10 protein-coding genes and 2 pseudogenes are annotated in these 21,421 nt (G+C 69.1%); 5 read left to right on the top strand and 7 right to left on the bottom strand.

What is annotated here, in order from left to right; translation table 11 throughout:
- Nucleotides 1–66: 66 nt before the first annotated feature.
- From ACZ7L5_RS01435 to ngcE, 3 genes are read right to left on the bottom strand one after another with little or no spacing between them, the layout of a single operon-like run.
- Nucleotides 67–999, bottom strand: a complete 933-nt coding sequence (locus tag ACZ7L5_RS01435; RefSeq protein ID WP_383244098.1) for a carbohydrate ABC transporter permease — start codon at nucleotides 997–999, stop codon at nucleotides 67–69.
- A 12-nt stretch (nucleotides 1,000–1,011) separates the two neighbouring features.
- On the bottom strand, nucleotides 1,012–1,935 hold the full coding sequence (locus ACZ7L5_RS01430) for a carbohydrate ABC transporter permease (RefSeq protein ID WP_363031760.1): 924 nt from the start codon (nucleotides 1,933–1,935) through the stop codon (nucleotides 1,012–1,014).
- Nucleotides 1,936–1,986: 51 nt separating this feature from the next.
- A complete protein-coding gene (gene ngcE / locus ACZ7L5_RS01425) occupies nucleotides 1,987–3,471 on the bottom strand; it encodes an N-acetylglucosamine/diacetylchitobiose ABC transporter substrate-binding protein (RefSeq protein WP_471513399.1) in 1,485 nt (494 codons plus the stop codon).
- 414 nt (nucleotides 3,472–3,885) lie between these two features.
- Here ngcE and ACZ7L5_RS01420 point away from each other — a divergent pair, with 414 nt between their 5' ends.
- Nucleotides 3,886–7,626 carry a GH92 family glycosyl hydrolase gene (locus ACZ7L5_RS01420; protein WP_471514469.1) on the top strand — a complete coding sequence of 1,247 codons (3,741 nt, stop codon included), beginning with the start codon at nucleotides 3,886–3,888 and terminating at the stop codon, nucleotides 7,624–7,626.
- Between the two features lie 351 nt (nucleotides 7,627–7,977).
- Nucleotides 7,978–8,214: pseudogene (locus ACZ7L5_RS01415) on the top strand (acetylxylan esterase); the annotation flags it as partial.
- A 4-nt stretch (nucleotides 8,215–8,218) separates the two neighbouring features.
- Here the strand turns inward: ACZ7L5_RS01415 and ACZ7L5_RS01410 are convergent.
- Both ACZ7L5_RS01410 and ACZ7L5_RS01405 read right to left on the bottom strand, forming a co-directional pair.
- The gene (locus tag ACZ7L5_RS01410) at nucleotides 8,219–11,488 is read right to left on the bottom strand and encodes a GH92 family glycosyl hydrolase (RefSeq protein ID WP_471513397.1); all 3,270 of its coding nucleotides are present in this window, start codon (nucleotides 11,486–11,488) and stop codon (nucleotides 8,219–8,221) included.
- Between the two features lie 359 nt (nucleotides 11,489–11,847).
- Nucleotides 11,848–11,967, bottom strand: a pseudogene (locus ACZ7L5_RS01405) (chitin-binding protein); the annotation flags it as partial.
- A 143-nt stretch (nucleotides 11,968–12,110) separates the two neighbouring features.
- On the opposite strand from ACZ7L5_RS01405, the gene ACZ7L5_RS01400 reads away from it, so the two are divergent.
- On the top strand, nucleotides 12,111–14,810 hold the full coding sequence (locus tag ACZ7L5_RS01400) for a SpoIIE family protein phosphatase (RefSeq protein ID WP_471513395.1): 2,700 nt from the start codon (nucleotides 12,111–12,113) through the stop codon (nucleotides 14,808–14,810).
- Here the strand turns inward: ACZ7L5_RS01400 and ACZ7L5_RS01395 are convergent.
- Complete coding sequence (locus tag ACZ7L5_RS01395; RefSeq protein ID WP_471513393.1) at nucleotides 14,807–16,369, bottom strand: sensor histidine kinase; 1,563 nt, start codon at nucleotides 16,367–16,369, stop codon at nucleotides 14,807–14,809. The genes ACZ7L5_RS01400 and ACZ7L5_RS01395 overlap by 4 nt on opposite strands.
- A gap of 220 nt (nucleotides 16,370–16,589) precedes the next feature.
- Nucleotides 16,590–19,307, bottom strand: coding sequence for an aconitate hydratase AcnA (gene acnA / locus ACZ7L5_RS01390; RefSeq protein ID WP_471513391.1), 2,718 nt, complete (start codon nucleotides 19,305–19,307; stop codon nucleotides 16,590–16,592).
- 281 nt (nucleotides 19,308–19,588) lie between these two features.
- Between acnA and argG the strand changes: the two genes are divergently transcribed.
- Nucleotides 19,589–21,034: an argininosuccinate synthase gene (gene argG / locus ACZ7L5_RS01385; RefSeq protein WP_328878588.1), complete on the top strand. Its 1,446-nt coding sequence runs from the start codon at nucleotides 19,589–19,591 to the stop codon at nucleotides 21,032–21,034.
- 170 nt (nucleotides 21,035–21,204) lie between these two features.
- Nucleotides 21,205–21,402, top strand: a complete 198-nt coding sequence (locus ACZ7L5_RS01380; protein ID WP_328878589.1) for a DUF4236 domain-containing protein — start codon at nucleotides 21,205–21,207, stop codon at nucleotides 21,400–21,402.
- Nucleotides 21,403–21,421: the final 19 nt, after the last annotated feature.

Below are 21,421 nucleotides of genomic sequence, written 5' to 3'. Positions count from 1 at the left end.
GGTGTGGGACGGCTCACGTATGACGTGGGGTGACGTGCTGCTTACGGTGGGGCCAACAGAGAGCGTTTACTTCAGCGCACCGGCCGTCAGGCCCGCCTGCACCTGCCGTTGGAAGATGAAGTAGACGATCAGCACCGGCAGCATCGCGATCATCATGCCGGCCATCAGGGCGCCCCAGTCGTTCTCGTAGCCCTGCTGCAGGGCGATCATCGCCAGGCCCTGGGTGAGCACGTACTTGTCCTCGTTCTGGTTGAGGACCATCGGCAGCAGGTACTGGTTCCACTGCCCCAGGAAGTTGAAGATGCCGATGCTGATCAGACCAGGCTTGGCCATCGGCACCATCACCTGGAAGAACGTTCGCGTGTGCGACGCCCCGTCGATCAGTGCGGCCTCCGCGACCGACGTCGGCAGCGTGCGGAAGAACGCGGTCATGAAGAAGACCGTGAACGGCAGCGAATAGGCGATGTAGACGAGGATCAGCCCGTGGTAGGTCGCCAGCAGCGAGCTGCCGGGGAAGTCCCGCAGCACGAAGAACAGCGGGATGACCAGCATGAAGACCGGGAAGGACATGCCGGCCACGAACATGAAGTAGATGAACCGGTTGCCCGGGAAGGTGAAGCGGGCCAGCACATAGGCGGCCATCGAGCCCAGCACCATGGTGCCGACCACCGAACCGCCCACCACGATGGCGGTGTTGAGGAAGTACTGGCCCATGTTCGCCTTGTTCCAGGCGTTGGCCCAGTTCTCGAAGTGCAACGAGGTCGGCAGCCCCCACGGGTCGGAGAGGATGCCGTTGCTGGTCTTGAAGGAGCTCCACAGCACCCACAGCAGCGGCACGCCGACCATCAGCGCCCACAGGACGAGCATGCCGTGCGAGAAGACGTGCAGGACGCCGCCCTCGGAGCTGCGGCCGTCGGTCGCGCCGAGCTTCTTGGTGACGCTCGGCCGGTCCGCCTCGTCCGTCTTGGTGACCGTGCCGGTGTTCGTGTCGGTCGTCATCGCCCCGTACCCCTAGAACTCGATCCGCTCACGCCGCGCGAAGCGCAGGGTGAGCACTGCGAACGTCATGGTGACGATGAGCATCGCGACGCCCATCGCGGACGCGTAGCCGAACTGGCTGTCGCGGAACGCCGTCAGATACAGGCGCAGCGGCATGACGTCCGTGGCGCCGTCGGGGCCGCCCATGTTGACCGACATGATCTGCACCAGGGCGAAGCCGTCAAGCGCGATGATGCCCATGTACACCCAGCCGGTCTGCACGGTGTCCCACAGCAGCGGCAGCGTGATCCTGAAGAAGGTGGGGAAGCGGCCCGCGCCGTCGAGCAGCGCCGCCTCGTAGATGTCCCGCGGGATGGAGGCCATCGCCGCCGAGAACAGCACGACGTAGAAGCCGACGTGGGACCAGATCATCACCGCCATGATGCACAGCAGGGCGAGGCTCTTCTCGCCCAGCCAGGCGTTCTGCCAGCCGTCCAGACCGACCGCGCCCAGCAGGGAGTTGAGCATGCCGTCCTGCGGGTCCGGGTTGTAGATGTTGAACCAGATGACGGCGATGATGGTGATGGAAATGACCTGCGGGAAGAAGAAGACGAAACGGTAGAACTTCGAACCCGCGACACCGGTGATGACTTCGTTCTTGCGTCGCTTTCCGCCGACATTCAGCATGAAGGCGAAGAACAGGCCGAGTCCCAGCGTCACGATCGGCACCGCGATCAGCATGTAGACGTTGTGCCACAGCGCGTTCCAGAAGTCCTCGTTGTGCCAGAGCTTTTCGAAGTTCTCGAGGCCGACGAACTTCGCCGTGCCGACCAGGCCCGACCAGTCGGTCAGCGAGATCTGGAACGCCTGGACGAACGGCGAGATCACAAAGACCGCATACACGATGACGGGCAGGGCCAGGAAGCCCACGATGAATCGGTATTTGCCGTGTTGCATGGTGCTTCCCGGCCCCTTCCCCTTCGAGTGCCGTTGTGCCGGACCGGACTCTTACTTCTCGCGCTTGAACTTCTTCACGGAATCGTCCTTCGCCACGGCGTCGGCGTATTCCTGCGCCTTCTTGATCCAGTCGGCCGCCTTCAGCTCACCGGTGAGCAGCTGGCCGGTGAGACCGCCGATCTTCTCGTCGGTGAGCGAGGGGTACCACTCCTGGAGCTGGAGGCTGATGATGTTGTCCCCGGCATCCTTGAACGCCTTGCTCGCCGAGGCGAGGCCCGGCGAGAGAGTCATGCCCTCGGTCGCGTCGACCACACAGGTGAGCGACTTGACCTTGGTGGCGAAGTTCTGCGCGTGCTTCTTGGAGAGCATGATGCGCAGCAGTTCCATGCCGCCGGCCGGGTTCTTGCCCTTGGCGGACACGATGTACGGCTCGCTGGGCTCGGCGCGCAGGGTGCCGTTCGGCAGCTTGTCGCCGGCGGAGCCGTCGAAGAGGGCGCCGACTGACATCCCGAAGTCCTTGGGCGTGGTCGGGGCGGCCTCGTTCTCCACCCAGGAACCGTTGGGGATGAAGACGGCCTTGCCCTTGTTCCAGGCGGTCTGCGACTGAATGTGCGTCAGGCCCTGGCTGCCCGCCAGGAAGTACTTCTTGGCGGCCAGCTCCTCGTAGTGCTCGACGACCTGCTTGACCGCGTCGTTACTGGTCCAGGCGTTCGGCTCCAGGTTGTCGATGGCGATCCAGCCCTCCATGCCACCGATCTTCGCGATCTGCGCGAACAGGTTGAAGTGGACGTAGTACGGGTACTTTCCGGCATACGTCCAGGGCGCGGTGCCCGTCTTCTTGATCTCGCCGCAGAGCTTGACCATCTCGTCGAGGGTCTTGGGGTACTGCCAGCCGTTGTCGTCGAGGGCCTTCTGCGAGTACCAGGTGCCGTAGATGGTGAAGGCGTAGTAGAGCACGTCGAAGGTCTCGCCGTGCTTGCCCTTCTCGATGGTGCTCGGGTGGATGACGTCCGAGATCTTCTTGCTCGGGTCGTCCAGCGAGGGCGCGTCGAGCAGCGCCTTCAGATCCTGGAGCTGGCCCTGCGTGGACAGCTTGTTCATGTCCAGGTGGTCGGCGCCGGAGTTGTCGATGACGTCCGGCGGGTTGCCGCCGGCGAAGCGCGGGGTCAGCTTCGGGCCGACCTGCTGGGTGCCGGTGTGCTTGACCTCGGCCTTGTACTTCGACTTGTAGTCGGCTTCGGCGTCCTTGGCGTACTGGTCACCCAGGCCGCCCTTGAAGATGAACGCCTCCAGGGCGGTGCCCTGCTTCACCCCGAGGGGGTTGGTGGCGGACTTCGCGCCACCCGGGGCCTTGCTCTCCTCGTCGCTGCCGCCGCCTCCGCCGGTGGCACACGCGGAGAGGAAACTCATCGTCGGTACGGAGATCAGACCGAGGGCGGCGGACCGCCTGATCAGATCGCGGCGCCCCACACGTGCGGAGCCGTTGTTCTCGGTGTTCTCGGTGTTCTCGGCGTTCTCGGCGGAAGTGGATCCCATGCTCAAGTCCTCGCCTTCTCCAGGACTCAGGCGGTGAACCGGATCCTCCCCGGCACCGCGGTCGGGTCACGCTGGGTTGTGCAGGAAGTGCGGAATCATGTGAAGTGCCGACAGGTATAGTCCACTTCCCGCCAGCGGAGCAAGATCGAATGCAAGGTTGGCCGATGGTCTTTTCCGAGTTGAGACCTCGCGGAAATATGAGCGGCCTGTGTGCGGCTTGCCCGGAATAATCCGCGACATAGGCCTCGTATGCCGCACCCAACACCCTTGACAATACCCGGCACTTGAGCCACAACTGATCCTTGCGCAGCGAAGTTGACAACGTTGTCCCGTGCGCAGGGAGGGTACCCGTTGAAGCAGCAGAGAGCTCGGCACAGATGGGGTACGGCGGTCGTGTCGGCGACCGCCTTTGCTCTGACCGTGGCCTCGCAGGGCGTGGCGGTAGCCCTGCCCGAGGCCCCCGCGACGGCTGACCGGAGTTTCGCGTCCTCGTTCGAGGCCGGCGATCCGGCACCCGACTGGCTCAATACCGTCGACACCGCCCCGGACGGCGGCAAGCGCGCCTCGGGCGTCGACGGCGGCTACAGCAGCGGCATTCCGGGCAATGTGACCGACCATGTCACCGACGTCCGGGCCAGCGGCGAGAACACCGGCGGCGGCGAGGTCAAGGAGAACCTCTCCGACGGGGAGTCGAGCAGCAAGTGGCTGGTCTTCGAATCCACCGGATGGGTGGAATTCGACCTTGACAAACCGATGAAAATCGCGAAATACGCGCTCACCTCGGCCAACGACTACGCCGAACGTGACCCGCGGGACTGGACCCTGAAGGGCTCCACGGACGGCAAGGACTGGAAGACCCTCGACACCCGCTCCGGCGAGACGTTCACCGAACGGTTCCAGACAAAGACGTACGACCTCTCGGAATCGGCCGAATACCAGCACTTCCGGCTGGAAATCACCCAGAACAACGGCGCCTCCGACATCCTTCAGCTCGCCGACGTCCAGTTCTCCACGGGCGGCAGCGACGGCCCGGTCCCGCAGGACATGCTCTCCCTCGTCGACCGCGGCCCGAGCGGCTCCCCGACCGCGAAGGCGGGCGCCGGTTTCACCGGCAAGCGGGCGCTGCGCTACGCCGGCCGGCACACAACCGACGGGCGGGCGTACTCGTACAACAAGGTCTACGACGTGAACGTGGCCGTCGGCCGCGACACCCGGCTGTCGTACCGCGTCTTCCCCTCGATGGCGGACGGCGACCGCGACTACGACGCCACGAACGTCTCGGTCGACCTGGCCTTCACCGACGGCACCTACCTCAGCGACCTCGGCGCCACCGACCAGCACGGCTTCCCGCTCTCCCCGCGCGGACAGGGCGCGGCCAAGGTGCTGTACGTCAACCAGTGGAACGCCGTCGCCTCGCGGATCGGATCGGTCGCGGGCGGCAAGACGGTCGACCGGATACTCGTGGCGTACGACTCCCCCAAGGGCCCGGCGAAGTTCCGGGGCTGGCTGGACGACATCGCGCTGAAGTCCGTCGCGCCGGAGAAGCCCAAGGCCCACAAGTCGGACTACGCGCTCACCACCCGCGGCACCCTCTCCAGCGGCGGTTTCTCGCGCGGCAACAACTTCCCGGCGACCGCCGTCCCGCACGGCTTCAACTTCTGGACGCCGGTGACGAACGCGGGCTCGCTGAGCTGGCTGTACGACTACGCACGTGCGAACAACGACGACAACCTGCCGACGATCCAGGCGTTCAGCGCCAGCCATGAGCCCAGCCCCTGGATGGGTGACCGGCAGACCTTCCAGGTGATGCCGTCGGCCGCCTCCGGCACCCCGGACACGGGGCGTGAGGCGCGCGAGCTGGCGTTCCGGCACGAGAACGAGACCGCGCGGCCGTACTACTACGGAGTGCGGTTCGAGAACGGGCTCAAGGCGGAGATGGCGCCGACCGACCATGCGGCGGTGCTGCGCTTCACCTACCCGGGCGACGACGCGAGCGTCCTCTTCGACAACGTGACGGACCAGGCGGGGCTCACGCTCGACAAGGAGAACGGGATCGTCACGGGCTACTCGGACGTGAAGTCCGGACTGTCCACGGGCGCCACCCGTCTCTTCATCCACGGCGTGTTCGACAAGCCCGTGACCGAGGGCTCGTCCAGCGGGGTCAAGGGGCAGCTGCGCTTCGACGCCGGTGACGACCGCACCGTCACGCTCCGCCTGGCCACCTCGCTCATCAGCGTCGACCAGGCGAAGGACAATCTGCGCCAGGAGGTCGACGGCGCCTCCTTCGAGACGGTGAAGTCGCGCGCCCAGCGCCAGTGGGACAAGCTGCTCGGCAAGGTCCAGGTCGAGGGCGCCACGCAGGACCAGCTGACCACGCTGTACTCCAGCCTGTACCGGCTGTACCTGTACCCCAACTCCGGCTTCGAGAAGGTCGGTTCGAAGTACCAGTACGCGTCGCCGTTCTCGCCGATGCCGAATCCGGACACCCCGACGCACACCGGCGCGAAGATCGTGGACGGCAAGGTGTACGTCAACAACGGCTTCTGGGACACCTACCGGACGACCTGGCCGGCGTACTCGCTCCTCACGCCGAGCCAGGCGGGCGAGATGGTCGACGGCTTCGTCCAGCAGTACAAGGACGGCGGCTGGACGTCCCGCTGGTCCTCCCCCGGCTACGCGGACCTCATGACGGGTACGTCGTCGGATGTCGCCTTCGCGGACGCGTACGTCAAGGGCGTGGACTTCGACGCGAAGTCGGCGTACGACGCGGCCGTGAAGAACGCGACCGTGGTGCCCCCGTCGTCCGGTGTGGGCCGCAAGGGCATGGCGACCTCGCCCTTCCTCGGTTACACGAGCACCGAGACGCACGAGGGCCTGTCGTGGGCGCTGGAGGGCTACCTCAACGACTACGGCATCGCCCGCATGGGCCAGGCCCTGTACAAGAAGACCGGCGACAAGCGCTACAAGGAGGAGTCGGCGTACTTCCTCAACCGCGCCCAGGACTACGTCAACCTCTTCGACTCCAAGGCGGGCTTCTTCCAGGGCCGCGACGAGAAGGGCGACTGGCGCGTCGAGTCCTCGACGTACGACCCGCGCGTGTGGGGCTACGACTACACGGAGACGAACGGCTGGGGCTATGCCTTCACCGCCCCGCAGGACAGCCGGGGCCTGGCCAACCTCTACGGCGGCCGCGGCGGTCTCGCGGACAAGCTCGACGAGTACTTCGCCACCCCGGAGACGGCCTCGCCCGACTTCGTCGGCTCCTACGGCGGCGTCATCCACGAGATGACGGAGGCGCGGGACGTCCGGATGGGCATGTACGGCCACTCCAACCAGGTCGCCCACCACGCGAACTACATGTACAACGCCGCAGGCCAGCCCTGGAAGGCGCAGAAGAACGTCCGTGAGGTACTGTCCCGCCTCTACGTCGGCAGCGAGATCGGGCAGGGCTACCACGGCGACGAGGACAACGGCGAGCAGTCTGCCTGGTTCCTGTTCTCCGCGCTGGGCTTCTATCCGCTGGTCATGGGCAGTGGCGAGTACGCCATCGGGTCGCCCCTCTTCACCAAGGCGACGGTCCAGCTGGAGAACGGCCGCAAGCTCGTCGTCAAGGCACCGAAGAACAGCGCCCGCAATGTGTACGTTCAGGGCCTGAAGGTCAACGGCGCTTCGTGGAAGTCGACTTCGCTCCCCCACTCGCTGATCGCGAAGGGTGGCGTCCTGGAGTTCGACATGGGCCCGCGGCCCTCCTCGTGGGGCACCGGCAAGAACGCCGCCCCGGTGTCGATCACCGAGGACGACGAGGTGCCGACACCCCGCACGGACGTGCTGAAGGGTGACGGTGCGCTGTTCGACAACACATCGGCGACGCAGGCGAGTGTCACCTCGCCCGAGCTGCCGGTGTCCGAACGCGCCAAGGCCGTGCAGTACACCCTGACGTCACCGGCCGAGCGGGCGAAGGCTCCGACCGGCTGGAAGCTCCAGGGGTCGAACGACGGCAGCACTTGGCGGACCCTCGACGAGCGCTCCGGGCAGTCCTTCGCCTGGGACCGGCAGACACGGGCGTTCTCCGTGGGGTCACCGGGTACGTACGGGAAGTACCGCCTCGTGTTCGACGGTGAGGCGGTGGTGTCGGAAGTCGAACTGCTCGCCTGAGCAAGCGCATTGGGGGTCTCATGCAGGGTGTCGATCCGGCCTGGCTGCCGGACGAGGCGTTCCGGCCGATCGGCACCCGGCGGACGCTGATCCGTGGTTCGGGTCCGCTCGTGGACACGGTCCACGGAGAGGTGGTGGAGGCCTGCGAACGGTTCGGGGGCAGCGTCTCGCGCGACAGCGCGGCGTCCCGAACCCGGTCCCTACGACCTGGTGCTGGAGCTGACCGGCACCGAGGGCGGCGAGACCTACACCTTCGGACGCGGTGACGGCGCTACGACCGTCACCGCGTCCGGCGCGTCCGGGCTGCTGTACGGCCTCTTCCATGTCGTGCGGCTCGGGAGGCCGCGTTCCATGGAGGGGATCTCCTTCGCCCGCCGCGCCCACGCCCCGGCCCACTTCGGCGTCGGCCTGCGCGACACGGTGTGCCCGCCGAGCAGGGCGTACGGCGCCTTCAACCGCTGTGCGGAACTGTCGGGCGCCGACCCGCGCAAGGAGATCCACCCCTGTCCGTTCAACGGCCATGAAGGCGACGACGCGGTGCATGTGCGCCGCCAACTGGACCGGCTGGACGTCGAGTTGAACCCCTGAGGTCTCAGCTCACGGCCAGCGTGAACACATGCAGGTCGCTGTCCTCCGGCAGCGTCACGCGTGCGATCGCCTTACCCGCCGGCGCGCTGAACGGCCGGGTGGCGAAGACGTACGTGTCGACGGGGTCCCGGTCCGCGCCGGCGGCGTTCCGGTACGCGGCCCGGGCGACGATCTCGTTGCCGTACTGGACCGTCTCGGCGCCACCGCCGACGGTCCAGTCGGTCAGGGCGAGGTCGACGGTGTCGGTGCTGCCGTCGGTGTAGGTGACGGTGGCCCTGGACTGCTGGTTGCCGTTCACGCCGCTGCCGAGGAAGGACAACTGGCTTGCTGGGTCCGCGAGTTCGACGACCTGCCCCGCTGCCGAGACGTTGTCCGGACGGCCGCTCGTCGAGTCCGGCCAGATGAAGCTGAGCCCGCCGCCGACCGTGCCCTGCTTGCCCGGCGTCAGCCCGGCCCCGGCGAGCGCCTGGCGCGAGTAGCTCCAGCCGCCGCCGTCGAAGTCGGCCTCGTCGTGGTCACCCGCGTCGTCGGAGACGCCGGTGTTGTTGTAGGCGGCGAGGAAGGTCCCGGGCGCGGCGACGGTCAGGGAGACGGGCTGTACGTAGGAGGTGTCGACCGAGGTCACGGTCACGTCCACGTCGTAGAAGCCCTGAGCCACGCCCTCGGCGGTGCTCAGCGTGATCTCCTGTGAGCCGTCGATCACCGTGCCTTCAGCCGGAGTTGCCGTGATGCCGTCGGGCACGTCGGCCCGGTAGCGCACCTCGGGGCCCTCTCTCCCGCCCATCGACAGGGCGCGAATGCCGACCTTCGCCGTCCCAGCGGGCGCGACGGTCGCCGTGGTCGGGCCGACGCCGATCTGGTACGGCTGCTCGCCCTCGCGGAAGGACGGCGGGGCCGCCGACGCTCCCCAGGCGGGGTCGGGCGTACCGGAGAGGGTGTAGTCCAGTCGGCCACCGTCACGCACGAGGGACGCCGACAGCCAAGGGCGTTCGCTCGTGCGGCCGTCGACCATCAGGGAGCGGATGTACGGGGCGTCGGCGGCGGCGCCGTCCGCGTGCACGGAGATGTCGTTGCCGTTCGGGCGGTCGATCTCGATGCGGGGGAACAGCGGTGAGGCGAGGACCAGTTCGGCACGGGACGGCACCTGGGGGTACATGCCGAGCGCCGAGAAGACGTACCAGGACGACATGGCACCGAGGTCGTCGTTGCCGGGGATGCCTTCGGGCTCGGTGGACCACAGCTCACGCATCGCCGCCCGGACCGTCTCCTGGGTCCTGTGCGGGGCGCCCGCGTAGGCGTACAGATAGGGCACGTTGATGGACGGTTCGTTGTCCAGCTCGGACTTCTCACCGCCGCTGCCGGTGAAGGCCCAGCTGCCGTCGGCGTTGCGGAAGAAGGCGTCGAGGCGTTTCACGGCCGCGTCCCGACCGCCCATCGCGGCTAACAGGCCCGCCGGGTTGTGCTGGACCATCCACGTGTACTGGGCCGCCGTACCCTCCACGAACCCGTTCCCGGTGGCCGGGGTGAAGCCGGTCACCCAGCTGCCGTCGGCCTTGCGGTTGGCGATGTAGCCGCCGGTCGGGGCGGCGGCGATGTTGAAGTTGTTCTGCCACCACTGGGAGCGGCGGGCGAAGGTCGTCGCCGTGTCCTTCTGCCCTGCCTCGGCGGCGAGTCGGGAGAGGGCGAAGTCGGCGCCGGACATCTCCAGCGTCTCGGCGGCACCGCCCCACGCGTTCGACACGGACGGCATGTAGTGGTGCTTGAGGTACTTGTCCAGGGAGGGGCGCTGCCCGACGGACAGCACCGGCTTGCCGGCCGGCGACAGGTCCTCGTCCGTAGGCACGGTCGCCGCCTGCACCAGCGACTTCAGTGCCCCACGGAGGTCGAAGTCCGTGCCGCCGAAGGCGCGGATGCCGGCCAGCGCGATGGGTGAGGGGTCGCCGTTCATGACGTGGGTGCCGCTCGCGCCCTGCAGCCAGCGGTCCCAGATGCCGCCGTTCTGCTCCGCCAGTTCGTACAGGGACTGGGCGATGTCCGAGCCGACGCGGGGGTTCAGCAGGGTGAGCAGCTGGACCTGGCCGCGGTAGACGTCCCAGCCGGAGAAGGTGCCGTACTGGGCCCGGTGGCCGCGGCTGACGGTGTGGACCTTGCCGTCGGGGCCGCGGTATCGGCGGTCGGCGTCGCTGATGACGTTCGGGTGCAGGAGGGCGTGGTACAGCGCGGTGTAGAAGGTGGTGCGCTCGGCGTCGGTGCCGCCGCCGACGCGGATCGCGGACAGCCGTTCACGCCAGGCGCGGTGGGCCGCGTCGCGTACGGCGTCGAAGGAGCGCTGTGGCGGGTTCTCCGCGGCGAGGTTGGCCTCGGCGCCGGCCCGGCTGACGTACGAGATGCCGACCTTGACGTTCACCGGTCCGGCGCCGGGCCCGAACTGGACGTAGCCGCCGGCGCCCTTGCCCACCACCGGCAGCCCGCCGTTCGCGAACCCGCCGGTGCCGCCGCTCGCGGAAGTGGACCCGGGGTTGAGGTGATCGTCCTGCCAGGTGCCCATGGCCTTGAAGGCACGGTCGAAGCGAGCGACGAAGTGGACGGTGTAGTAGGCGCGTTGGCCCTCGGGGTCGAGGTACCCGCAGAAGTTGCCGGACCTGACCGACCCGGAGACCGTGCGCTTCGCCGGATCGATCCGGACCGTCGAATCGGTCGACCCCACCTCGGAGTTGGCGGTCCTGACCAGCAGCGAGGCCGGCTTGTCGGCCGGGAAGGCGAAGCGCGCCGAGCCGGTGCGGGCGGTGGCGGTGAGGTCGGCGGTGACACCGGACGCGAGGCGGACCTTGTAGCGGCCGGGTTCGGCAATTTCGTCGGCGTGAGCGAAGTCGGAGGCGTAGACGGCGTCCTTGGTGTCGCTCGCGGGCGACGAGGTGACCTCGCCGGCGTACGGGAAGAAGGGGACGTCACCGCTGCCGCCCGCGCAGCCGGTACCGGACATGTGGGTCAGGCTGAAGCCCCGGATGCGGGTGGCGTCGTAGTGGTAACCACCGGGCGCCGCCGTGCGGGTGGCATCGCCTCGGGTGTTCTCCGGGCTGAAGGAGAACATGCCGAACGGGGTGACGGCGCCCGGGAAGACATTGCCGCCGTTCCGGGTGCCGACGAGGGGATCGACGTACGGCGTGGGGTCTTGGACCAGGCCCGGGGGTGCGGTGGTCGCCGCGAGGGCGGGGGTGGCGCCGGTGACCGCGAGAACGGCGGCCAGCAGCAGGCTCGTGGGACGGAAGCGCATGACGCGGCCCCTCCTCCTTCGGACGGGTCGCGCACCACAGGTCGCACAAGCCGCAGGGACAGTAGCGTGCGCCACGCGTACCACGGAGGAACGCCTGCGGGCGCGAGGGCACACAGGCGGGGCACCCGAACGGCTGAGCAGGCCAACTGAGTTGACATCGTTGTCCGTTGAGGCGGTAGAGTCATGTGCAGACCAATCGACAACGTTGTCGCATCACGGCAGCGCACAAGCCACGCACCATCCGGACGGCCCCACTTCCCCCCTTCGGGCCCGTCCGGCTCGCGGACCCGGTGGACGGCGGCTCAGCGTCCACCGGGTCCGCCCGGAGCTACGGCCCCCGGCGGACCGAACCCCGGGGTTCAGCCCACCCGGCAGGGCAGAGTCGCCGCACTGTCACCGTCGGAGCCGGAGACGACGTAGCCGAATGTCGTGCTCTCCCCCGGATCGAGGGAGCCGTTCCACTCGGCGTCGTGGACCAAGCTCGGCACCGAGTTGCCGTTCCCGATCGAGATCGACCTCGACGCGCTCGTGGGGTTCCGACCTGGCCGTACGCCCTCCCGAAACCCGTCCACCGATTGGACGGCCATAGCCACCAGGAATGAGCGGTGCTACAAATGCCCGCATGGCGGAGCGTTTCGCCCGTTTTGGGCGCCACTCCCTTCGGTCCTTGATCGGCAAGAGCCCCCGAAGCGTCGCCGGACAGGTTTTCGTGCTGCAGGTGGCGCTCGTCGTGCTGCTCGTGGCCGGCGCCGTCCTCGCGCTGGTTCTGCAGTCGGATCGGGACACCAACGCGGAGGCCAAGCGCCGCTCCGTCGCTGTCGCGCAGACCTTCGCGCACGCTCCGGGCGTCGAGGCGTCGCTGCGGACGGCTGACCCGTCGAGCGTCCTTCAGCCGCTCGCCGAAGCGGGACGCAAGGCCGCGGGCGTCGACTTCATCGTGATCATGGACACCAAGGGCATCCGCTACACCCACCCCCTCCCGGACCGGATCGGCAAACGGTTCGTGGGCCGGATCGAGCCGTCGCTGGACGGGAAGGTCCACACCGAGAGCGTCCAGGGTCCGCTGGGCGACGAGGTGCAGGCGACGGTTCCCGTCCACGACGCCGCCGGCAGGGTGACCGCCCTCGTCTCGTCGGGCATGAAGGTCGAGAACGTGACCAGCCAGGTGTACCGGCAACTGCCGATCATCCTGGGCGCCGGGGCCGGCGCGCTCGTGGTGTCGACCGGCGGGATGGCGCTGGTGGGCCGGCGGCTGCGCCGGCAGACCCACAGCCTGGCCCCGGACGAGATGAGCCGCATGTACGAGCACCACGACGCGGTGCTGCACTCCGTACGGGAAGGGGTGCTCATCGTCGGTGACGACGGGCGGCTGCTCCTCGCCAACGACGAGGCCAGGCGGCTGCTGGAGCTGTCCGCCGACACCGAGGGGCGGCACGTCCGGGAGCTCTCCGGTCTCGACCCCGAGACGGCGGCCCTGCTCGTCTCCGGGCGCGAGGCCACCGACGAGGTGCACGTCGCCGGGGGACGCCTGCTGGCGGTCAACCAGCGGACCACGGACCGTGACGGAGGCCCCAGGGGAACAGTGGTGACGCTCCGCGACACCACCGAGCTCCAGGCGGTGTCCGGCAGGGCGCAGCTCGCACGTGAGCGACTGGATCTGCTGTACGACGCGGGACTGGGCATCGGCACCACCCTCGACGTGATCCGCACGGCCGACGAGCTGGCGCAGGTCGCCGTCCCCCGCTTCGCCGACTTCGTCACCGTGGACCTGGCCGACGGCGTCGTGCACGGGGACGAGCCGCCGCCCACCGCGACGGACATCCGACGCGTCACCGTGCGCGGCATCCGCGACGACCATCCGCTCTACGAAAAGGGCCGGCTGATCGACTTCCTGCCCTCCTCACCCCAGGGCCGCGGCTACGGCACCGGCCGCTCCGAGCTGGTGACCGACCTGTCGACCGCGACGGACTGGCACGAGCAGGACCGGGAAACCACCCGGGACATCCTCGAGTACGGAATCCACTCGCTGATCACCGCCCCGATCCGGGCTCGCGGGGTCGTGCTGGGCATGGCCAACTTCTGGCGGGCCGCGGGGCACGACCCCTTCGACGAGGAGGACCTGTCGCTGGCGGAGGAGCTGGTTGCCCGGGCCGCCGTCAGCATCGACAACGCACGCCGGTACACCCGGGAGCACGCCCTGGCGGTCACCCTCCAGCGCAGCCTGCTGCCGCGGGCCCTGCCCGAGCAGAGCGCCCTCGACATCGGCTACCGCTACATCCCGGCGCAGTCGGGCGTGAGCGGTGACTGGTTCGATGTGATTCCGCTGCCGGGGAGCCGGGTGGCGCTGGTCGTCGGCGACGTGGTCGGGCACGGTCTGCACGCCGCCGCCACGATGGGACGGCTGCGCACCGCGGTGCACAACTTCTCCACGCTCGACCTGCCGCCCGACGAGCTGCTGGGTCATCTGGACGACCTGGTGGGCCGTATCGACCAGGACGAGTCCTCGAGCGCGGACACGGCCGCGGAGATCGTGGGTGCCACCTGCCTGTACGCGATCTACGACCCCACGAGGCGCCGCTGCGCCATGGCGCGGGCGGGGCACCTGGCGCCGGCGCTGGTCCAGCGCGACGGCAGCGTGACCTTCCCCGAACTGCCGGCAGGCCCGCCCCTCGGCCTCGGCGGCATGCCGTTCCAGACGGCAGAGCTGGACCTCGACGAGGGCTCCCAGCTCGTCCTGTACACCGACGGCCTTGTGGAGGACCGCGCGCGGGACCTCGACGTGGGCATGGAGCTGCTGCGCAAGGCGCTGACGGGCCACCCCGACCGGCCGCCGGAGGAGAGCTGCCAGGCCGTGCTGGACGAACTCCTTCCCGGGCGGCCCAAGGACGACGTCGCTCTCCTCATCGCGCGCACCCGGGCGCTGCCGCCGGACCGGGTCGCCGACTGGGACGTGCCACGCGATCCGGCTGCCGTGTCGGGGATGCGCGAAGCCGTCTCCGGAAAGCTCGCGCAGTGGGGCCTGTCCGAGCTGGACTTCGCCACGGAACTCGTACTGAGCGAGCTCGTCACCAACGCCATCCGCTACGGCTGCGGGCCGATCGAGGTGCGGCTGATCCGCGACCGCACCCTGATCTGCGAGGTCGCCGACGCCAGCAGCACCTCCCCGCATCTGCGGTACGCCGCGACGACCGATGAGGGAGGCCGGGGCCTGTTCCTGGTCTCGCAGATGACCGAGCGCTGGGGCACCCGGTACACCCCGCAGGGCAAGGTGATCTGGGCCGAACAGGCACTGCCGGAGATCGCCCCGGATGACATGGCCTAGGGCCGGCGGGCGGACAGCGCTGCCGGGACGGGCGGGAGCGGCGCCGTGGCCGGTGGCGGTGGCTCGGCTCCCGCGGGTGGCAGCTCGATCGTGAACTCCGTACGGCCCGGCTGGCTCTCCACGTCGATACGGCCGCCGTGCGCGGACACGATCGCCGCCGCGATGGCGAGGCCGAGACCGGAGCCGCCGCCCGGCGCGCCGCCGCGGGCCCGGGAGGTGTCGGCGCGGGTGAAGCGGTCGAAGACCTGTGGGAGCAGGTCGGGCGGGATGCCCGGGCCGTCGTCCAGGATCCGGATCGCACAGCGGCCGGCACCGGTCTCGACGGAGGCGACCACCGTCGTGCCCGGCGGGGCGTGGGCCCGTGCGTTGGACAGGAGGCCGGCCACCACCTGACGCAGCCGGGCCTCGTCACCCAGGACCAACGGCGTGTCGTCGAGGCGGAGTTCGAGCTGCCATTCATGGTCTCCCCCGGCGGCCCGCGCGTCCCACACCGCCTCCGCGACCAGCGCCGCCACATCCACCTCGGCGGACTGCAGCGGGCGGCCCTCGTCCAGCCGGGCCAGCAGCAACAGGTCCTCCACCAGGCCCGTCATCCGAGCCGACTCCGCCCGGACGCGGCGCCAGGCGAGCATCGGCTCAATCCGGCCGGTACCGCGGTTCATGAGTTCGGCGTACCCGGCGATCGAGGCGAGCGGGGTGCGCAGTTCGTGGCTGGCGTCGGCGAGGAAGCGACGCATGCGTTCCTCGGTGTGCCGGCGGGCGGTGAGGGAGGACTCGACGTGGTCGATCATGCGGTTGAGGGCGGCGCCGACCTGTCCGGTCTCGCTGGCGGGGTCGGTGTCCCCGGCCGGGACACGGGTGAGGCCGGTGACCTCGCCACGGTCGAGCGGGGCGCGGGAGACCTCGGCGGCGGTGGCGGCGACCCGGCCGAGGGGGCGCAGTTGGCGTCGTATGACCACGGTGCAGATGCAGCCCGCCACGAAGAGCCCGGCCACCGCGACGACCGCCTCGGCGACGACCAGTCCGCCGATCATGCGCTGCACGTCGTCCATGGGCAGCCCGGCGAGGACGCGGACGCGCCCGCTCTCGACGGCGGTGAGCCGGTAGGTGCCGAGCCCCGGCACGGTCCGGGTGTGCTGGGAGCCGTCCGTCGCGATGTCCGCCAGGGCCGCGGTCTGCGCGGCGGTGAGGCCCTTCGGTGCCGCGTCCTGGCTGACGACCTCGGCGGCGAGGATCGCGCCGTCCTCGTCGAGGCGGGCGGCGAGCATGCCGGTGGCGTGGCCGTTGTCGTCGAGGAAACCCAGGTCGTCGTCGATCTCCGGGTGCAGCGAGGCCCCGCCCAGGCTGCGCGAGGCGGCCGCCGCGACCCGGCCGTCCAGGTCGCCCATGAGGTAGGCGCGTTGGAAGAACGCGGTGGTGAGCGCCATCGTGGCGCTGAGGAGGACGAGGGTGGCGCTGACGAGGACGAGCAGGCGGGTGCGCAGCGAGCGGGTGCGCACCCGTGGGCGGTGCACGCGGGTGCGCCCCTGAGGTCGGTGGCGGCGCGGGCGCAGGCTCATCTCCCGTCCTCCACCCGGACGCGGCCGTTTCGGAACCCTGCGGTGCCAGTCATGTCCGGATCGTGTCCCGGTCCGCTGAAGGAACGCTGTGTTCCACCTGAGGGTGGGTGATGACCTGGGATTTCCCGGCGCGGACATGGCGAAGGGCCGCACCCCCGTCGCGGGGGGTGCGGCCCTTGCAGGGCTGTCAACTGCCCTGCCGTACTGCCTGCTTGACCGCTTACTTGCGGATCAGGGAGCGCAGCACGTACTGCATGATGCCGCCATTGCGGTAGTAGTCGGCCTCACCGGGGGTGTCGATGCGGACGACCGCGTCGAACTCGACGCCCGTGTCGGTGGTGACCTTGACCGTGCGCGGCGTGGTGCCGTTGTTGAGCTCCTCGACGCCGGTGAAGGAGAAGGTCTCCTCGCCGGTCAGGCCGAGGGTCGCGGCGGACTGGCCCTCCGGGAACTGGAGCGGCAGGACGCCCATGCCGATGAGGTTCGAGCGGTGGATGCGCTCGTAGGACTCGGCGATGACGGCCTTGACGCCGAGCAGCGCGGTGCCCTTCGCGGCCCAGTCGCGGGACGAGCCGGAGCCGTACTCCTTGCCGGCCAGGATGGCCAGCGGGGTGCCCTGCTCGATGTAGTTGCGCGAGGCGTCGTAGATGAACGACACCGGGCCGTCGGCCTGGGTGAAGTCGCGGGTGTAGCCGCCCTCGGTGCCCGGCGCGATCTGGTTGCGCAGGCGGATGTTGGCGAACGTGCCGCGGATCATGACCTCGTGGTTGCCGCGGCGCGAGCCGTAGCTGTTGAAGTCGCGGCGCTCGACGCCGTGCTCCGTGAGGTACTTGCCGGCCGGGGTGTCGGCCTTGATGGCGCCGGCGGGCGAGATGTGGTCCGTCGTCACCGAGTCGCCGAGCTTGGCCAGGACGCGGGCGCCGGTGATGTCGGAGACCGGGGTGGTCTCCATCGTCATGCCCTCGAAGTACGGGGGCTTGCGGACGTACGTCGACTCCGCGTCCCACTCGAAGGTGTTGCCGGTCGGGATCGGCAGCGCCTGCCACTGGGCGTCGCCCGCGAAGACGTCCTGGTAGGACTTGTTGAACATGTCCTCGCCGATGGCGTTGGCCACGACGTCGTTGACCTCGGCCTCGGAGGGCCAGATGTCGGCCAGGAAGACCGGCTTGCCCTCCTGGTCCACGCCGAGGGCGTCGCGCGTGATGTCCACCTTCATGGAGCCCGCGAGGGCGTACGCGACGACCAGCGGCGGGGAGGCCAGGTAGTTCATCTTGACGTCGGGGTTGATACGGCCCTCGAAGTTCCGGTTGCCGGAGAGGACCGAGGTGACCGCGAGGTCGTGGTCGTTGACGGCCTTGGAGACCTCTTCCGGCAGCGGGCCGGAGTTGCCGATGCAGGTGGTGCAGCCGTAGCCGACGAGGTTGAAGCCGACCTTGTCGAGGTACGGGGTCAGGCCCGCCTTGTCGAAGTAGTCGGTGACGACCTTGGAACCCGGGGCGAGGGTGGTCTTGACCCACGGCTTGCGGGTCAGGCCCTTCTCGACCGCCTTCTTGGCCACCAGCGCGGCGGCGACCATGACGTACGGGTTGGAGGTGTTGGTGCAGGAGGTGATGGCCGCGACCGTGACCGCGCCGTGGTCGATCTCGTAGGTCGAGCCGTCGGGGGCGGTGACGGTGACCGGGCTCGACGGGGCGCCGTTCGGGGCGACGGCCGGCGAGTCGGAGGCCGGGAAGGACTCCTTGCCGGACTCGTCCACGGAGTCGACGTAGTTGAGGACGTCCTGGGAGAACTGCTGGGCCGCGTTGGCCAGGACGATACGGTCCTGCGGGCGCTTCGGGCCGGCGATCGACGGGACGACCGTCGACAGGTCCAGCTCCAGCTTCTCGGAGAAGTCAGGCTCGGCGGCCGGGTCCAGCCAGAGGCCCTGCTCCTTGGCGTACGCCTCGACCAGCGCGAGCTGCTGGGCGTCACGGCCGGTCAGCTTCAGGTACTTGATGGTCTCGTCGTCGATCGGGAAGATCGCGGCGGTGGAGCCGAACTCCGGCGACATGTTGCCGATGGTGGCGCGGTTGGCAAGCGAGGTGGCGGCGACGCCCTCGCCGTAGAACTCGACGAACTTGCCGACGACGCCGTGCTTGCGGAGCATCTCGGTGATGGTCAGCACGAGGTCGGTGGCCGTGGTGCCGGGCTTGAGCTCACCGGTCAGCTTGAAGCCGACGACGCGCGGGATGAGCATGGAGACCGGCTGGCCGAGCATCGCGGCCTCGGCCTCGATGCCGCCGACGCCCCAGCCGAGGACGCCGAGGCCGTTGACCATGGTGGTGTGCGAGTCGGTGCCGACGAGGGTGTCGGGGTAGGCCTGGCCGTTACGGACCATGACCGTGCGCGCCAGGTGCTCGATGTTCACCTGGTGGACGATGCCGGTGCCCGGCGGGACGACCTTGAAGTCGTCGAAGGCGGTCTGGCCCCAGCGCAGGAACTGGTAGCGCTCGCGGTTGCGGCCGTACTCCAGCTCGACGTTCTGCGCGAAGGCGTCGTTGGTGCCGAACTTGTCGGCGATGACGGAGTGGTCGATGACCAGCTCGGCCGGGGAGAGCGGGTTGACCTTCGCGGGGTCGCCGCCGAGCTCCTTCACGGCCTCACGCATGGTGGCGAGGTCCACGACACAGGGCACGCCGGTGAAGTCCTGCATGATCACGCGGGCCGGCGTGAACTGGATCTCCTGCGACGGCTGGGCCTGGGAGTCCCAGCCGCCGAGGGCGCGGATGTGGTCGGCGGTGATGTTCGCGCCGTCCTCGGTGCGGAGGAGGTTCTCCAGCAGCACCTTCAGGCTGTAGGGGAGGCGCGCGGAGCCCTCGACCTTGTCCAGCCGGAAGATCTCGTACGACTCGTCGCCCACCTGCAGCGTGCTGCGGGCGTCGAAGCTGTTCGCCGACACGACAGTCTCCTTCATTGATGTGCGCGTACCACCACGATCCTGCCGCCACGGCTATTTGGCCGATCCGCTAAGGTAAGGCTAAGTTAGGTAACCCTTACCGCCAGACCGGTGGCGCCGCGCGGCTGCGGTGCACCTCGGCAGATATCTCGATGTCGAGATAACTCTAGTACATGGGGCCGAGATGGTCATGCCCGGGCTTCGGCATGCCTCCTTTCCTTGGGTTTCCCCGGGTTCCGCAGGCACCCATTGCATGAAAATGCGTCTTGGTGCATACTCTTCCTATGAGCAAGGTCCTCACCTCCCTCCCCACCGGCGAGCGCGTCGGCATCGCCTTCTCCGGCGGCCTCGACACTTCGGTCGCGGTCGCCTGGATGCGCGACAAGGGCGCCGTCCCGTGCACCTACACCGCCGACATCGGCCAGTACGACGAGCCCGACATCGCCTCGGTGCCCGGCCGTGCGAAGACCTACGGCGCCGAGGTGGCGCGCCTGGTCGACTGCCGCGCGGCGCTGGTCGAGGAGGGGCTGGCCGCGCTGACCTGCGGCGCGTTCCACATCCGCTCGGGCGGACGGGCGTACTTCAACACGACGCCGCTCGGCCGCGCGGTCACCGGCACCCTGCTCGTGCGCGCGATGCTCGAGGACGACGTCCAGATCTGGGGCGACGGCTCGACCTTCAAGGGCAACGACATCGAGCGGTTCTACCGCTACGGCCTGCTCGCCAACCCGAACCTGCGGATCTACAAGCCCTGGCTCGACGCGGACTTCGTGACCGAGCTCGGCGGCCGCAAGGAGATGTCGGAGTGGCTGGTCGCGCACCAGCTGCCCTACCGCGACAGCACGGAGAAGGCCTACTCCACGGACGCCAACATCTGGGGCGCCACCCACGAGGCCAAGACGCTGGAGCACCTGGACACCGGCATCGAGACCGTCCAGCCCATCATGGGTGTGCGGTTCTGGGACCCGTCGGTCGAGATCGCCGCAGAGGACGTGACGATCGGCTTCGAGCAGGGCCGCCCGGTCACCGTCAACGGCAAGGAGTTCGCCTCCCCCGTCGACCTGGTGATGGAGGCCAACGCGATCGGCGGCCGCCACGGCCTGGGCATGTCGGACCAGATCGAGAACCGGATCATCGAGGCCAAGAGTCGCGGCATCTACGAGGCGCCCGGCATGGCCCTGCTGCACGCCGCGTACGAGCGCCTGGTCAACGCGATCCACAACGAGGACACCCTCGCCCAGTACCACAACGAGGGCCGACGCCTGGGCCGCCTCATGTACGAGGGCCGCTGGCTGGACCCGCAGGCGCTGATGATCCGCGAGTCGCTGCAACGGTGGGTCGGCGCGGCCGTCACCGGCGAGGTCACCCTCCGCCTGCGGCGCGGCGAGGACTACTCGATCCTCGACACCACCGGCCCGGCCTTCAGCTACCACCCGGACAAGCTGTCCATGGAGCGCACCGAGGACTCCGCGTTCGGCCCGGTGGACCGGATCGGCCAGCTCACCATGCGCAACCTCGACATCGCCGACTCGCGCGCCAAGCTGGAGCAGTACGCCGGGATCGGCCTGATCGGCACCGGCAGCCCCGCCGTCGGCGCCGCCCAGGCGGCCGCGACCGGTCTGATCGGCAGCATGCCGGAGGGCGGCGCCGAGGCCATCGCCTCGCGCGGCGAGGTCTCCGAGGAGGACGCGCTGCTGGACCGCGCCGCGATGGAGTCCGGCACGGACTGATCGAGCACGAGGGAAACGGACCACCGGGAAGGCCGGCTGGGCGCTGTGTGCGCCGAGCCGGCCTTTTCGCTGCCCCGCTCTTCCCGCATCCGGCTCTTCCCGACATGCCATCAGTTCGCCAAGTCGGGGTAACCGGGAGGTACGCATCACGACCCCGACGGGAGGCGTCCATGCCCCTCACATTCCGTAAGAGTTTCCGGATCCTGCCCGGAGTGCGGCTGAACATCAACCGGCACTCCTGGTCCATCACCACCGGTGGCAAGCACGGGCCGCGCCGCACACACAGCAGCACCGGACGTCGTACGACATCGATGGATTTGCCCGGACCTTTCGGGTGGCGTCGCACCCGTAGCGCCAGGAGGCGTTGACGGCTCGTCACCCGAATGG

The sequence above is a fragment of the Streptomyces sp. NPDC107528 genome, from assembly GCF_055639295.1.
Note: the sequence above shows the minus strand (reverse complement) of the source record. Positions and strands in the feature narration are given on the sequence as shown.